Annotated in this window: 13 protein-coding genes; 5 read left to right on the forward strand and 8 right to left on the reverse strand. The window is 72.9% G+C overall.

Annotated features, from left to right (window positions below):
* Positions 1–54 precede the first annotated feature (54 nt).
* On the reverse strand, positions 55–972 hold the full coding sequence (locus tag LC193_RS19730; RefSeq protein WP_226076016.1) for a LysR family transcriptional regulator: 918 nt from the start codon (positions 970–972) through the stop codon (positions 55–57).
* A gap of 90 nt (positions 973–1,062) precedes the next feature.
* On the opposite strand from LC193_RS19730, the gene LC193_RS19735 reads away from it, so the two are divergent.
* Positions 1,063–2,424: an aspartate aminotransferase family protein gene (locus tag LC193_RS19735; protein WP_404819444.1), complete on the forward strand. Its 1,362-nt coding sequence runs from the start codon at positions 1,063–1,065 to the stop codon at positions 2,422–2,424.
* Between the two features lie 222 nt (positions 2,425–2,646).
* On the opposite strand, the gene LC193_RS19740 is transcribed toward LC193_RS19735, so the two are convergent.
* Positions 2,647–3,912 (reverse strand): MFS transporter, encoded by a 1,266-nt coding sequence (locus tag LC193_RS19740; RefSeq protein WP_226076017.1) that lies wholly within the window; start codon positions 3,910–3,912, stop codon positions 2,647–2,649.
* A gap of 93 nt (positions 3,913–4,005) precedes the next feature.
* Here LC193_RS19740 and LC193_RS19745 point away from each other — a divergent pair, with 93 nt between their 5' ends.
* From LC193_RS19745 to LC193_RS19755, 3 genes are all read left to right on the forward strand, one after another.
* A complete protein-coding gene (locus tag LC193_RS19745; protein ID WP_404819445.1) occupies positions 4,006–5,031 on the forward strand; it encodes a LysR family transcriptional regulator in 1,026 nt (341 codons plus the stop codon).
* Between the two features lie 93 nt (positions 5,032–5,124).
* Positions 5,125–6,249, forward strand: coding sequence for an adenosine deaminase (locus LC193_RS19750; protein WP_226076018.1), 1,125 nt, complete (start codon positions 5,125–5,127; stop codon positions 6,247–6,249).
* Between the two features lie 189 nt (positions 6,250–6,438).
* Entirely contained in the window at positions 6,439–6,819 is a 381-nt protein-coding gene (locus LC193_RS19755; protein WP_226076019.1) for an ATP-binding protein, read from the forward strand.
* A 140-nt stretch (positions 6,820–6,959) separates the two neighbouring features.
* Here LC193_RS19755 and LC193_RS19760 read toward each other — a convergent pair whose 3' ends face one another.
* From LC193_RS19760 to LC193_RS19775, 4 genes are all read right to left on the reverse strand, one after another.
* Positions 6,960–7,598 carry a VanZ family protein gene (locus LC193_RS19760; RefSeq protein WP_226076020.1) on the reverse strand — a complete coding sequence of 213 codons (639 nt, stop codon included), beginning with the start codon at positions 7,596–7,598 and terminating at the stop codon, positions 6,960–6,962.
* 88 nt (positions 7,599–7,686) lie between these two features.
* Positions 7,687–8,271 carry a hypothetical protein gene (locus tag LC193_RS19765; protein ID WP_226076021.1) on the reverse strand — a complete coding sequence of 195 codons (585 nt, stop codon included), beginning with the start codon at positions 8,269–8,271 and terminating at the stop codon, positions 7,687–7,689.
* The gene (locus LC193_RS19770; protein WP_226076024.1) at positions 8,268–9,827 is read right to left on the reverse strand and encodes a sensor histidine kinase; all 1,560 of its coding nucleotides are present in this window, start codon (positions 9,825–9,827) and stop codon (positions 8,268–8,270) included. Before LC193_RS19770 ends, LC193_RS19765 begins: the two co-directional genes overlap by 4 nt.
* A complete protein-coding gene (locus LC193_RS19775) occupies positions 9,824–10,501 on the reverse strand; it encodes a response regulator transcription factor (RefSeq protein WP_226076026.1) in 678 nt (225 codons plus the stop codon). The genes LC193_RS19770 and LC193_RS19775 overlap by 4 nt, the downstream gene beginning before the upstream one ends.
* Positions 10,502–10,688: 187 nt before the next feature.
* Between LC193_RS19775 and LC193_RS19780 the strand changes: the two genes are divergently transcribed.
* Positions 10,689–11,411 (forward strand): SigE family RNA polymerase sigma factor, encoded by a 723-nt coding sequence (locus LC193_RS19780; protein WP_226076028.1) that lies wholly within the window; start codon positions 10,689–10,691, stop codon positions 11,409–11,411.
* Between the two features lie 221 nt (positions 11,412–11,632).
* Here LC193_RS19780 and LC193_RS19785 read toward each other — a convergent pair whose 3' ends face one another.
* The gene (locus tag LC193_RS19785; RefSeq protein ID WP_226076029.1) at positions 11,633–12,511 is read right to left on the reverse strand and encodes an aldehyde dehydrogenase family protein; all 879 of its coding nucleotides are present in this window, start codon (positions 12,509–12,511) and stop codon (positions 11,633–11,635) included.
* A 328-nt stretch (positions 12,512–12,839) separates the two neighbouring features.
* Entirely contained in the window at positions 12,840–14,270 is a 1,431-nt protein-coding gene (locus LC193_RS19790) for an aldehyde dehydrogenase family protein (RefSeq protein ID WP_226078763.1), read from the reverse strand.
* Positions 14,271–14,283 lie beyond the last annotated feature (13 nt).

Raw genomic sequence — 14,283 nt, forward strand, 5'->3', positions numbered from 1 at the left:
CCGGTCGGCGCCCGCGCCCCGGCGGGACCCGGCGCCCGCCGCCGTGTCCGGGCGTCAGGGCGGGGCCAACCACGGGTCGGCCCGCCCTGACGCGGCGGACCGCAGCGCGTCGAGCACCGCGCGGTTGGCCGCCTGCCGGCCCGTCACCCGCCGCACCGCGGCCACGATGCGGCGCTCGCCGAGCGGAGCCAGGCGGCGGGCGACGACATCCGGGTCCCGGCCGACGGCGAGCCCCGGCAGGACGGCGATCGAGAGCCCGGCGGCGACATGGCCGAGCAGGACGCCGTAACTGGGGAACCGGCCGGCCACCAGCGGCTCGAACCCCGCCCGCCGGCAGAGCCGCGGCACCAACTCGCCCAGATAGGTGCCCGGGCGGTCAAGCGCCCACCGCTCCCCGGCCAGGTCCGCGAACGTGAGACCCGGCGCGTGGGCCAGCGGGTGCCCGGGCGCCAGGACGAGCACCAGCGGGTCGCTCGCCAGCCGCACGGTGCGGACGCCGGCAGCGGGCGGCTCGTCCCCGGTGTCGACGGTGACCGCGATGTCGCACGCGCCGGCCAGCAGGGCGGCGACGCTCTCGTGCGGTTCGAGCTCAAGCAGCTCAAGCTCAAGCCGCGGATGCGCGGCGGCGAGCGCCGTGGCGGACCGGACCAGGAGCGGCACCACACCGCTGGCGAAGCAGGCCACCCGCAGGCGTCCGACCGGCCGCGTGCGCAGCTCGTCGAGCTCCCCCTCGATGGCGTCCATCTGCTCCAGGAGGTCCCGGGCCCGCTCGGCCAGCAGCAGGCCCGCCGGGGTCAGCACGAGCCGCCTGCCCGTGCGTTCGAGCAGGTGGGTACGGGTCTCGGCCTCCAGGGCCGCCAGCTGCTGGGACACGCTGGACGGGCTCATGCTCAGCTCGGCGGCCACGGCCCTGACCGTGCCGAGCCGGCCGAACGCGTCGAGCAGCTGGAGCCGCCACGGGTTGAGGGGCACGGCACCGAGCCTAATCGTCCGGCCCGGCCGAACAGCCTGAGCGGAAATGCGCGATGGACCCGTGCGATGCCGACTCGTTACCGTCCGGACATGACCGAAACCGCAGCGGAATCCGTCCCCGAGGACGCCTCGCCCAGCGCCGCCGACGCGACCTTCTGGGCCGACGTCGACCGGCACGTCATGCGCTACGGCACTCCGTTCACCCCCCACGTCATCACCGGCGCCTCCGGCAGCTACGTCCACACCGCCGACGGCCGCCGCATACTCGACTTCACCTCCGGCCAGATGAGCGCCATCCTCGGCCACTCGCACCCGCGGATCGTGGCGACCGTCCGGCATCAGGCCGCGACGCTCGACCACCTGTTCAGCGGCATGCTCAGCCCGCCCGTCGTCGACCTGTGCCGCCGCATCGCCGCGTCGCTCCCCGCGCCGCTGGAGAAGACCATGCTGCTCACGACGGGCGCCGAGGCGAACGAGGCGGCCATCCGCCTGGCGAAACTCGTGACCGGGAAGCACGAGGTCGTGTCCTTCACCCGCTCCTGGCACGGCATGACGCAGGCCGCCGCCGGGGCCACCTACAGCGCGGGCCGCAAGGGGTACGGACCGGCCGCGCCGGGCAATTTCGCCCTGCCCGCCCCCGACGCCTACCGGCCCGACTTCACCACGCCGGACGGCGGCCTCGACTGGCGACGGCAGCTCGACCACGCCTTCGGACTCATCGACGCCCAGTCGACTGGCAGCCTGGCCGCGTGCATCGTCGAACCCGTCCTCAGCAGCGGCGGCGTCATCGAGCTTCCCCCCGGCTACCTCGCGGCGCTCAAGGAGAAGTGCGCGCAGCGCGGCATGCTGCTGATCCTCGACGAGGCGCAGACCGGGCTGTGCCGCACGGGCACCTGGTACGCGTTCGAACGGGACGGTGTCGTCCCCGACCTCCTGACCCTGTCCAAGACGCTCGGGGCCGGCCTGCCGCTGGCCGCCGTCGTCACCTCCGCGGCGATCGAGGAGGAGGCCCACGACCGCGGCTTCCTCTTCCTCACCACGCACGTCTCCGACCCCCTGGTGGCCGCCGTCGGGAACACGGTGCTCGATGTCCTGGCCGAGGACGGGATGGACCGGCGCGCCACGGACCTCGGGGCGCGTCTGCGCGCGGGCCTGCTCGATCTGCGGGAGCGGCACCAGGCCGTCGGCGATGTCAGGGGGCGCGGACTCCTCCAGGGGATCGAGCTGGTCGTGAACCGCGTCGGCAAGCAGGGGTCCGACGAGATGGGCGCCCTCGTCACCCGGCGCTGCCTCGAACTCGGCCTGCACATGAACATCGTCCAGCTGCCCGGCGCCGCCGGGATCTTCCGCATCGCGCCGCCCCTCACCAGCACGGTGCAGGAGATCGACCGCGGACTTGAGATCCTGGACCAGGCGATCGGCGAGGTGACGCCACCGTTCCTTCAGGACTGAGAAGAGGGGCGGCCGGCGGTCGGCGCCGGGCGGATGAGTACGCGGGGGCGGGGCGCCGGCCGTTCCGTGGAAGGCGCCGATGAACACGGAGAGTGATGGTTTGGTCACTCCTTCAGCGTGCACCCGCGCCGACCGCGTCGCATGGGACCCGAGGAGGACTTTCCGTCGCCATTCTCATTACGGAGAGTGACGGCCATCTCGTCCTCAGGGAGGACGCGTCCCTCAGGCGGCCGTGGCAAGTGCCCGGCGTTCGTTCACCGCCCGGCGCGTCGCGTACAGCGTGATGGCGGCCGTCGCCGACAGCGCGACCAGGGCGAAGGCGACCAGTCCTGGCCAGGCCGCGCGGTGGTAGATCATGGCGCCGAGGGTTCCGCCCAGGCTCGCCCCCAGGTAGTACGCGATCTGGTACAGCGCGGAAGCCTGCGCCTTCCCGTGCGTCGCGGTCCGGCTCACCGAGCCGGAGGCCACGGCGTGCCCGAAGAAGAAGCCGGCCGTGATCAGCACAAGACCCGCAAGTACGGCGGCCAGCTGGTCGGCCAGGCTCAGCAGCAGACCGGCGGTCACCGTGCCGATCGCGACGTACAGCGAACCGCGCCGCCCCATCCGTTCCAGCGCGGGACCGGTCACCGACGAGGTGCCCGTACCCACCAGGTAGATCACGAAGACGGAGCCGGCGAGCCCCGCCGACAGGCCGAACGGCTCCTCGACCAGCCGGAAGCCGACCACGGTGTAGACGGCGCTGAACGCGGTCATCAGCAGCAGCCCGATCGCGTAGAGCCGCAGCAGCAGCGGCCTGGCCAGGTGGTCGCGCACCGAGCGCAGCACGAGGCGCGGGCGCAGGGACGCGGGGGTGAAGTTGCGCGAGCGCGGCAGCAGCACCCGGAAGGCGACGGCCGCCAGCAGGCCGAGCACGGCGACCGCGCCCAGCGCGGCTCGCCAGCCGAAGCCCTCCGCGACCCAGCCGGTCAGCACGCGGCCGGACATGCCGCCCACGCTGTTCCCCGCGATGAACAGCCCGACGGCGCCCACGGTGGCGCGCGGCGGCAGTTCCTCGGATAGGTAGGCGACCGCGGAGGCCGGTATGCCCGCGATGGCCATGCCCTGCGCGGCACGCAGGGCCGTCAGCGTGGACAGGTCGGGCGCGAACGGGATGACCATCGCCAGGGCCACGGCGACGGCGACCGAGACCGTCATCGTCCGCCGCCGACCGAAGCGTTCGGAGAGCGTGCTCAACGGCAGCACCGCGAGGGCGAGGCCGATCGTGGTCGCGGAGACCGTCCAGCTCGCCCGGTCGGGCGTGACGCCGTAGGCCGTCGCGATGTCGGGGAGCAGGGCCTGCGTGGAGAACAGCATCGCGAAGGTGGCGAGGCCGATGGCGAACAGCGCCAGGTTCATGCGCAGTTGCGAAGACTTGCCTTGGTCGTTGTCCGGAAAAGGCGAGTTGGAGGCCCCCAGGGTGGTGGGAGCCCCTGTTGCTTCGGTGGGCATGCTGCAAACGTACGGCCCGCAATCTTATGCGTCCAATGCATGAGCATGGGCATTCATATAATTCGAACGCATAAGACCAGGTGAGGGAGCGGCATGTCATCTCCGCGCAACGAAATCGACTTCTCCGTAACGTCCGCCACGTCTGCTGCGTCCGGCGGTCCCATGGCCGCCCCGCCGGTCGCCGACCTCGCGCCGGAGTCCTGGGCCGCGCTCCTCGCCCCCCGGCTGGCCCAGTTCGCGGGGGTGGCCCGCCAGGAGCACATCACGCAGGCAGCGAGGGACCTGTCCGTTCCGCAGCCCACGCTCAGCCGCGCCATGGCCAGGCTGGAGACCGACCTCGGCGTCGCGCTGCTCGCCCGCCGCGGCCGTACGGTCGCCCTCACGCCCGCGGGCCGCGCGTTCGCCGCGTCGGTCGAACGGGCCCTGGCCGAGATCGAGCGCGCCGTCGAGGCGGTCCGCACGGACGCCGACCCGGCCGCCGGCAAGGTCGCGTTCGGCTTCCTGCACACCATGGGCCCGGAAACGGTGCCCGCGCTGATCCGCGAGTTCCGCGAGGACCACCCGCGGGTCAGGTTCGCGCTCGTCCAGAGCTACGGCGAGGACATGATCGAGCGCATGCGGGCCGGCGAACTCGACCTGTGCCTGACCTCGCCGGTGCCCGACGCGCCCGACCTGGTCACCCGGCGGCTCGACGAGCAGCGGCTGCTGCTCGTCGTGCCGGCCGACCACCGGCTCGCCGGCCGCCGCCGGGTGCGGCTCGCGGAGGCGGCGGACGAGGCGTTCGTCACCCTCGAACCCGGCTACGGACTCCGCCGGCTCACCGACGCGCTGTGCGAGCAGGCCGGGTTCAGGCCGCGGGTCGCGTTCGAGGGCGAGGAGCCCGAGACGCTGCGCGGCCTGGTCGCCGCCGGCCTCGGGGTCGCGCTGCTGCCGCCGCCGACCGTCGCCAGGCCGGGCGTCAGGGAACTGTCCGTCACCGCGCCGCGTGCCGTCCGGGAGATCGGAGTCGCGTGGATGGCGGGCCGGCCGGACACGCGTCCGGTCGGGGACTTCAAGCGTTTCCTGCTCGGCCGCCGCGGGCGCCTCGCCGGACCGCCGCCGGGCCAGGACGAGCCGTGACCCCGCGCGGGTCGGCGGCCTCCGCGGGGCGGCCGGGCGCCCGGAGGCGCCGGAGCCCGCGCGTTCTACGCGCGTAGGCATTACAGTGCCCACGTGACCTCGACGACGCAGACACCACCGAGCCCGGAACAGATCAAACGCGCGCCCAAGGTACTGCTCCACGATCACCTCGACGGCGGGCTGCGGCCCGCGACCGTCGCCGAACTCGCCCGCGAACAGGGCTACGACCGGCTGCCGGAGACCGACCCGGAACGCCTCGGGGCGTGGTTCAGGGCGGCGGCGGACTCGGGCTCGCTGGAACGCTACCTGGAGACGTTCACCCACACCGTCGGCGTGATGCAGTCCGCCGCCGCGCTCACGCGCGTGGCCGCGGAATGCGTGGCCGACCTGGCCGCGGACGGCGTCGTCTACGCCGAGATCCGCTACGCGCCCGAGCAGCACCTGGCCGGCGGGCTGAGCCTTGAGGACGTCGTCGAGGCCGTCAACGAGGGCTTCCGCGAGGGCGAACGGCGCGCCGCCGCCGACGGTCGGCGCATCCGCGTCGGCGCGCTGCTCACGGCGATGCGGCACGCCGCCCGCGCCCTGGAGATCGCGGAACTGGCCAACCGCTACCGCGACCTGGGCGTCGTGGGCTTCGACATCGCCGGAGCCGAGGCCGGGTTCCCGCCCACCCGGCACCTGGACGCGTTCGAGTTCCTGAAGCGGGAGAACAACCACTTCACCATCCACGCGGGCGAGGCGTTCGGGCTGCCGTCGATCTGGCAGGCGCTCCAGTGGTGCGGTGCCGACCGGCTCGGGCACGGCGTGCGCATCATCGACGACATCGAGGTGGGCGAGGACGGCTCGGTCACCCTCGGGCGCCTGGCGGCGTACGTGCGCGACAAGCGCGTCCCGCTCGAACTGTGCCCGACGTCCAATCTCCAGACGGGCGCCGCCGCCTCCTACGCCGAGCACCCCATCGGGCTGCTGCGCCGCCTGCACTTCAGGGCCACGGTCAACACGGACAACCGCCTGATGAGCGGTACCAGCATGAGCGCCGAATTCACCCATCTGGTGCGCACGTTCCACTACACGCTGGCCGACCTCCAGTGGTTCACGGTCAATGCGATGAAATCCGCGTTCATTCCTTTCGATGAACGTCTGGCGATGATCAATGAGGTGATCAAGCCGGGGTACGCCGCGCTACGCTCCGAATGGCTGTTCAAGCAACGCGGTTGACCAGCGCGTTGACCTGGGGATTCGTCGGCCGTGTCGGTGTGGCGCGGCGGGCGGCACGATCGGGCGGCGCAGTAGGTCACGGGTAACGGCGCGCATTTCGATTCATTGCGACGGCACTATTCACCGGTTACCTTCGGCACGCCGCTCAAACCCCACGCAAGGACGTAGTGACACATGAAGCAGGCAACGATGAAGAGTCTCGGAGTCGTCGCGCTCGGCGCCGCCCTCACCGCCGCCGGAGCGGGTGCCGCCTCCGCCGCGGCGGTCACCGACACGGTCGGCAAGACGGCGGGCAAGGTGGCCACGACCCTGCCGGCGCTCGACGAGGCGGCGGGGTCGCTGCCCCGGGACACCGGGGACGTGGTCGGTACCGGCAAGGACCTGCTGTCGGGCAAGTCCGACACCCTGCCCGCGCTGACCGACACGCTGTCGCACACGCGGGACGCCTCCAGCGTGAGCGAGCTGACCGAGCCCGCGCTCGACCTGCTCGGCGGGATGCCCGTCGACCCCACCGAGCAGCTCGGCCTGCCGACGGGCCAGGTGCTCGACGGTGTGAAGCTCGCCATGTGAGCACGGGCCGCGGCGCGCCGCGCCCGGCCGCGAGGGGCCGTTCCTCCCGGAGGAGCGGCCCCTTCGCCGTGCCGGAACGCGCTCGGGCGGGCGGTGTGCGCCGTGCGGAAGAACGCGCCGTGCCCCGGTGGCGGACCGCGTCAGCCGTGCGTCGGCAGGGCCGTGCGGTCGCGTTCCGTCCCGCCCGGCGCCGTCCACACCCGGGGCCGCACCGACGACGACCTGTGCGTGCGGCGCAGGTGCCGTTCGGTGGCGGCCGGAGGCCGCGCCGCGAGGCGTCGCGCCGCCGGGCGCCGGAGTGAGGGGCGCGTGCGCCCCAGCACGAGGTCGCGCAGGCAGCCGTAGGCCAGTTGGTGGACGACGACGATGCCGAAGGAGTTGAGGATCACCGCGTCCACGTCCGCCACGCGGCTGGGAACGAGCGACTGGCCGTATTCGAGAGCCAGGGAGATCATCCCGCCGGCGAACGTCGTGCGGGTCAGGGACGTGAACCTGGCGCCCCCGAGGTTGCGCCCGAGCAGTGGCAGCAGCACGCCGAGCGGAGCGAGAGGCAGCATTCCGCCGCCGATGGTGCGCAGGGCCTCCCGGAACCCGCCGTCCACGCCGGCGCTGATGGTGGCGAACGGCTCGACGTTGGCCGGGGCCACCCACAGCACTTCGAGCGGGCGCAGGGAGAGCCAGGCGACGCACAGCAGGTGCGCGGCCAGGAGAACGAGAGCCGCGGTCCGCAGGCGCGGACCGGCGCCGGGGCCCGGGGAGCCCGCTTGTTGTTGCTGCACGGGGAACAGGACGCCGAAGGCTACTGGCCGGTTCCTGCGGCGAGTGTGACGTGCGTCTACCCCGCGCCCACCGGTCGGCAGCCGTCCGTCACCGGGGCAGCATGGTGGAACGGGCCGCGTCGGGGGCCGTGCGCATGGCGTTGGTGCAGCTGTAGATGCGGGGTTCGCTCTCCGCCGCGTTCGCGGGGCCGCCGAGCATCACGGTCCGCCCCGTCCCCGCGATCCGGTCGTCGCCGGCGAACGTGCAGATGATCTGGACCAGGGCGGCCGAGGTCAGGTCGGCAGGACCCCGGCTCAGTCGCAGCGCCGGATCGGGGTCGTCGTCCCGCGGCCCCGCGACCTCAAGGTCCGCGGGCACCTCGCTCGTGAAACCGGCGGCGAGTTCGGTGTCGGCCGGGTCGGCCTGGAGTTCGTCGAGCAGGGCGCCGGCCACCGCGACCCGGTCGTCCTCGCCCGCCGGCAGGTCGCCCGGCCGCGCCACGGACTCCACGTGCGAGCCGCACAGCAGGTACACGTCCAACGTGTCGTCCTCCCCGCCGCCGCTCTCCGTGTCGCAGGTGGCCCGGCTCGGCGCGGGACCGGCGTCCACCGGCACATCCGTCGCCCTGATGCCGCAGCCGACGCTCGCCGCGGTGAGCAGCAGCGCGCACGTCGCGCGGAAGAGCCAGGTCACCGCGCTTCTCCTTCCGGTGCTTGGGAACCGCCGCCGTTCCGCTCCGCGACGGCCGCCTCCCGTTCCGGCAGCTTCGCCTCGCGGGGCAGCCGCAGCGTGAACACCGCGCCGCCGTCCGGCGCGTTGCGCACGGCGATGTCGCCGCCGTGCAGGTGCGCGTTCTCCAGGGCGATGGACAGGCCGAGGCCGCTGCCGTCGGAGCGCGGGCGGGACGCGCTGGCCTTGTAGAAACGGTCGAACACGTGCGGGAGTACCGCCTCGGGGATGCCGGGCCCCTCGTCCGCGACCTCGATCAGCACCTGTTGACCCTCGGCGGGCGTCTCCTCCTCGCGCACGGTGACGCGCACCGGCGAGCCGCCGTGCTTGAGCGCGTTCCCGATGAGGTTGGCGAGGATCACGTCGAGCCGTCTGGGGTCGAGCCGGGCGATGATGCCGCGGGGCGCGTCGAGGTGCACGGCGTCGAGCCAGGCGCGGGCGTCGATGCACGCGGTGACCTGGTCGGCGATGTCGACGTCGTCGAGCACCATGCGGGCGGTGCCCGCGTCGAACCTGGTGACCTCCATCAGGTTCTCCACCAGGTCGTTCAGCCGCCGGGTCTCGCTGACGACGAGCTGGACGGCCGGTGCGATCATCGGGTCGAGGTTGTCGACCTCGTCCTCCAGGACCTCCGTCATCGCGGTGATGGCGGTCATCGGCGTGCGCAGTTCGTGCGACATGTCGGCCACGAACTGGCGGCTGGCGGACTCGCGGGCGCTGAGGTCCTGCATGCGCTGTTCCAGCGAGGCGGCACTGCTGTTGAACGTCCTGGTCAGCTCGGCCAGTTCGTCGGCACCGCGTACTTCGAGCCGGGTGTCGAGCTTGCCCTCGCCCAGGCGCTGCGCGGCGTCGCTCAGGCGCTGGACCGGGCGGAGCACCATGGTGGCGGCGGCCTGCGCGAGCAGGATCGAGCCGAGGACGGCGAGCCCGGTGGCGATGCCGAGCGACCAGGAGAGGGACGTGAGGTCGTCCTCCTCGGGCGCGAGCGAGGCCAGCATGTAGCCGGTGGGCCCGCCGCCGATCACGCGGGTGCCGCCGACGAGGAAGGGCTCGCCGCCGAGGGAGACGCGTTGCCAGTACAAGTGGTACTCGGCCGAGCCCTCGCGCCGTTCGTGCACCGCCTCGATCAACTGGGCGGGCACCATGTCCAGGCGGAACCGCGCGGGGTCCGACTCGGCCTGGCATATCCGCCCGTCCGCGATCTCGTCGACGAGCACCACCTGGTAGTCGAGCGCGTTCTCCGCCACCCCCGCGGCCATGCCGTGCAGGTCGTCGCACATCGGGCGTTCGGCGAGCGTGGTCGCCTGGTCGGCCAGCGTCTTCCGGAAGTCGCGCAGCGCGGTGTTCTGCGCGCGGGTGAGGACCGCGTCCCGGTTCAGCCAGTAGGCGATGCCGGAGACCGAGACGGCCGCGACCAGCGCGACCAGCGCGAACACCGTCACCAGGCGCAGCCGCAGACTGGTCAGGCGCAGCAGCGCGCGCAGCCAGCCGCGCACCCGGCCCTCCCTGGCATCAGTCACGAAGGCGCGTCCAGCCGGTAGCCGACGCCGCGCACGGTCCGGATGAGCTTGGGGGACGAGGGCACGTCCTCGACCTTCGCCCGCAGGCGCTGAACGCACGCGTCGACCAGGCGCGAGTCGCCGAGGTAGTCGTGCTCCCACACGAGCCGGAGCAACTGCTGCCGGGAGAGGGCCTGTCCCGGTCTGCGGCTCAGTTCGAGCAGCAGGCGCAGTTCGGTCGGGGTGAGCTGGAGGTCCGCGCCGTTCTTGGTCACCGTCATCGCGGCCCGGTCGATGACGATGGAACCGAACGTCGCGGAGTCGTTGGCCTCCCGTTCGCCGCGGCGCATGACCGCGCGGATGCGTGCGTCGAGGACGCGGCCCTGGACGGGCTTCACCACGTAGTCGTCCGCGCCCGATTCGAGGCCGACGACGACGTCGATGTCGTCGCTGCGCGCGGTGAGCAGGATGATCGGCAGCTGATCGGTGCGGCGGATGCGCCGGCACACCTCGAAACCGTCGATACCGGGCAGCATGACGTCCAGAACGATGAGGTCCGGCCGTTGTTCGCGCAGAAGCTTCAGGCCGTCCTCACCCGTCGCGGCCGTCACGACACGGTGGCCCTGGCGAGTCAGACTCATCTCCAGGGCCGTGCGGACGGCCTCGTCGTCCTCGATCAGCAACAGGAAAGCCACGCGGCTCATTGTGGCCTATCGGCCCGGAGGAGTTCGACTCTCCCTCCGTTGAAGCGTTCCCGTCAGGCGGATGGGAGGGCTCCCGCCCCTGTGACACCGCTGTGACAGTCGGAGGATCGGCCGATGAAACTGGCCCGGCAGTGTATTGCCCAACGAACACGGACGGCTCGAACAGGGGGAGCGGGAGATGAGCGCAGTGCACGGCGTCACCGGCACGGTGGTGAACGGGACGCGCACAAGCACCGCGATGGTTCCCGTCCGGTGCGGGGAGAAGTCCGGTACCGCGAGCCGGCTGGGGGGCCGGCGCGGTGTCGGGCACCAGCGCCCACACCTGACCGCGGTGGGCGCGACCGGGGGGCGGAACGGGAGCGTGCGGCGCGAGGGGGCCACGGAGGCGGAGTTCACCGCCTACGTGCGAGAGCGCCGCGCCTCCCTGTACGCCACCGCCTACCACCTCACCGGCGACCGGCACGAGGCGGAGGACCTGTTGCAGAGCGCGCTGCTCTCGACGTACCGGGCCTGGGACCGGATCAGCGACAAGGCGGCGGTCGGCGGGTACATGCGGCGCACCATGACGAACCTGCACATCAGCGCCTGGCGTCGGCGCAAGCTCAACGAGTACCCGACGGAGGAGCTGCCCGAGGCGCCCGGTGAGCACGACACGATGCGCGGCACCGAGCTGCGCACCGTGCTGTGGCAGGCGCTGGCGCGGCTGCCGCAGCAGCAGCGGACCATGCTGGTGCTCCGCTACTACGAGGGGCGCACCGACCCGGAGATCGCGGACACGCTGAACATAAGCGTCGGCACGGTCAAGAGCAGCATCTGGCGCACGCTGCGGCGTCTGCGCGAGGACCGGGCGCTCAGCCTCGGCCAGGACCAGGAGGAGTCCTTCGGCGAGCTGGTGGCCTGACATCTTCCGCTTCCCCGGGCCGCTCGCGCGGCGGGGGAAGGGGACGGGGGCGGGGAACGGGGGCAGCGGGGGGAACGCGGGGGACGGGGGAGAGGAGCACGGCCCGGCCGGGGGGTTCGGCCGGGCCGTGCTTCCGCGCGCCCCGTTTCCGGCCGGGGCGCCGCCCGGCGCGCGAACGGCACGGGCGTCCGCGTCGCGGAAACGGGATGGCGGGCGCGGGATCAGACGCCCGTGGGGTGCCAGACCGTCTTCGTTTCGAGGAACGTCAGCAGGCGCGAGGTGCCCGGATCGGCCGACCAGTCCTCGCCGTCGGCGGCGGGCCGCCGCACGCGCTTGAGGTTCTCCGCGGCCGACGCCTCAAGCTCGGCCGCAAGCGGTGAGCCGCCGGCGCCGGTCAGGTCGATGGCGTTGACGTCCTGGTGGGCGGCGAGCGGGGGGCCGAGTTCCGCGGTGCGGCCGGAGAGCACGTTGACCACACCGGCCGGCACGTCCGAGGTGGCGAGCACCTCGGCCAGGGAGAGGGCGGGCAGGGGGGCGCGTTCCGCCGCCACGAGCACCGCCGTGTTGCCGCCGGCGATCACGGGGGCGAGGACGGAGACGAGGCCGAGCAGCGAGGAGTCCTGCGGCGCGAGGACGGCCACGACACCGGTCGGCTCCGGGGTGGAGAGGTTGAAGTAGGGGCCGGCCACCGGGTTCGCGGAGCCGGCGATCTGTGCGATCTTGTCCGTCCATCCCGCGTACCACACCAGGCGGTCGATCGCGGCCTCCACCACGGCCCCGGCCCGTGCGCCGGAGAGCCCTTCGGCCGCCGCGACCTCGGCGGCGAACTGGGCCGCGCGGCCCTGCGCCAGCTCGGCCACCCGGTACAGGATCTGTCCGCGGTTGTAGGCCGTGGCCCCCGACCACCGGGGGAACGCCTTGCGCGCAGCGGTCACCGCGTCCCTGGCGTCCTTGCGGGAGGAGAGCGGCGCGTTGGCCAGCCAGGTGCCTTCCGGGTCCGTCACCTCGTACACCCGTCCGCTTTCGGAACGCGGGAAGGCGCCCCCGATGAACAGCTTGTAGGTCTTGTAGACCGCGAGTGGCGTGGTGTGCTCCGGCATCGCAGGCGAGTCCGTCCTCTCGGGTGCGGGGGTTCCGGCGTTTCCGGTACCCATGGGTTCGTCCCGGTTCTCCGCGGCCGTGCGGCCGATGCCTCCGCTGCCTCCGGGAGCGCCGGTCACCTCCGTGCCGCCGGCCCTGCCGGCCTCCCCGGGCCCGTCGCTCCCCGGCGTCCCTTCGGCCTCCGGTGCCCCGTGAGTACCTTCGGTCTCCGGCGTCACGCGGGTTCCCTCGGACTCAGGTATCCCGTGCGTGCCTTCGCTCTCCGGCGCTCCGTGCGTGCCTTCCGCCTCCGGTGTTCCGTGGCGACCGGCCGCCGCGTCCCCGCGCTCAGACATCGAGGTACGCCCCCAGACCGTGCCGTCCGCCCTCGCGGCCGTAGCCCGACTCCTGGTAGCCGCCGAACGGCGAGGTCGGATCGAACTTGTTGAACGTGTTGGACCACACGACGCCCGCCCGCAGCTGCCCGGCGAGCCACAGCATGCGCGACCCCTTCTCCGTCCAGATGCCGGCCGACAGGCCGTAGGGCGTGTTGTTGGCCTTGGCCACCGCTTCCTCCGGCGTGCGGAAGGTCAGCACGGAGAGCACGGGGCCGAAGATCTCCTCGCGGGCGATGCGGTGGGACTGCCCGACCTCCGTGAACAGGGTCGGGGGGAACCAGTAGCCCTCGGTGGGCAGGTCGCACGGCGGGGACCAGCGCCGCGCCCCCTCCGCGGTGCCCGCGTCGGCGAGGTCGCGGATGCGGGCCAGCTGGGCCGCCGAGTTGATGGCCCCGATGTCGGTGTTCTTGTCCAGCGGGTCGCCGACCCGCAGGGTCGCCATGCGCCGTTTCAGCGCGGCGAGCAGTTCCTCCGCCACCGACTCCTGGACGAGGAGTCGCGAGCCCGCGCAGCACACGTGGCCCTGGTTGAAGAAGATGCCGTTGACGATGCCCTCGACGGCCTGGTCGACGGGCGCGTCGTCGAAGACGATGTTGGCGGCCTTGCCGCCGAGTTCGAGGGTCAGCTTCTTGCGCGTGCCCGCCACGGCGCGGGCGATCCCGCGGCCGACGGCGGTCGACCCGGTGAACGCGACCTTGTCGACGCCCGGGTGCTCCACCAGCGCGGCGCCCGTGGTGCCGTCGCCCGTGACGATGTTCACCACGCCGGGCGGCAGCGCGGCCTGACGGCAGATCTCCGCGAAGCGGAGCGCGGTGAGCGGGGTGGTCTCCGCGGGCTTGAGGACCACGGTGTTCCCTGTGGCCAGCGCGGGCGCGATCTTCCACGCGAGCATCAGCAGCGGGAAGTTCCACGGGATGACCTGCCCGGCGACCCCGAGCGGACGCGGGTCCCGGCCGAAGCCGGCGTGCGGCAGCTTGTCGGCCCAGCCCGCGTAGTAGAAGAAGTGGGCGGCCACGAGCGGGATGTCCACGTCGCGCGACTCCCGGATGGGCTTGCCGTTGTCCAGCGATTCGAGAACGGCCAGTTCCCTGGCGCGCTCCTGGACCAGCCGGGCGATCCGGAACAGGTACTTCGCGCGTTCTGCGCCCGGCAGGCCGGACCAGCGGGGGAACGCCCGGCGCGCGGCGGCGACAGCGGCGTCCACGTCGTCCGCGCCGGCGTGCGCGACCTCGGAGAGCACCTCCTCGGTGGCGGGCGAGATCGTCTTGAACGCCTTCCCCGCGGCCGACGGGCGGAACTCACCGTCGATGAACAGGCCGTAGGACGACGCGACGGGAGCCGTGGCGCGGGACTCGGGAGCGGGAGCGTACTCGAACTTCATCGCGGTCATGGCC

This window comes from Streptomyces marincola, from assembly GCF_020410765.1.
GTDB lineage: Bacteria > Actinomycetota > Actinomycetes > Streptomycetales > Streptomycetaceae > Streptomyces > Streptomyces marincola.

Coding starts and splice junctions, on each gene's coding strand:
- LC193_RS19745 (WP_404819445.1), top strand. CDS start 4,006: ATGTCATCTCCGCGCAACGAAATCGACTTCTCCGTAACGTCCGCCACG.
- LC193_RS19780 (WP_226076028.1), top strand. CDS start 10,689: ATGAGCGCAGTGCACGGCGTCACCGGCACGGTGGTGAACGGGACGCGC.
- LC193_RS19755 (WP_226076019.1), top strand. CDS start 6,439: ATGAAGAGTCTCGGAGTCGTCGCGCTCGGCGCCGCCCTCACCGCCGCC.
- LC193_RS19790 (WP_226078763.1), bottom strand. CDS start 14,270: ATGAAGTTCGAGTACGCTCCCGCTCCCGAGTCCCGCGCCACGGCTCCC.
- LC193_RS19735 (WP_404819444.1), top strand. CDS start 1,063: ATGACCGAAACCGCAGCGGAATCCGTCCCCGAGGACGCCTCGCCCAGC.
- LC193_RS19740 (WP_226076017.1), bottom strand. CDS start 3,912: ATGCCCACCGAAGCAACAGGGGCTCCCACCACCCTGGGGGCCTCCAAC.
- LC193_RS19785 (WP_226076029.1), bottom strand. CDS start 12,511: ATGCCGGAGCACACCACGCCACTCGCGGTCTACAAGACCTACAAGCTG.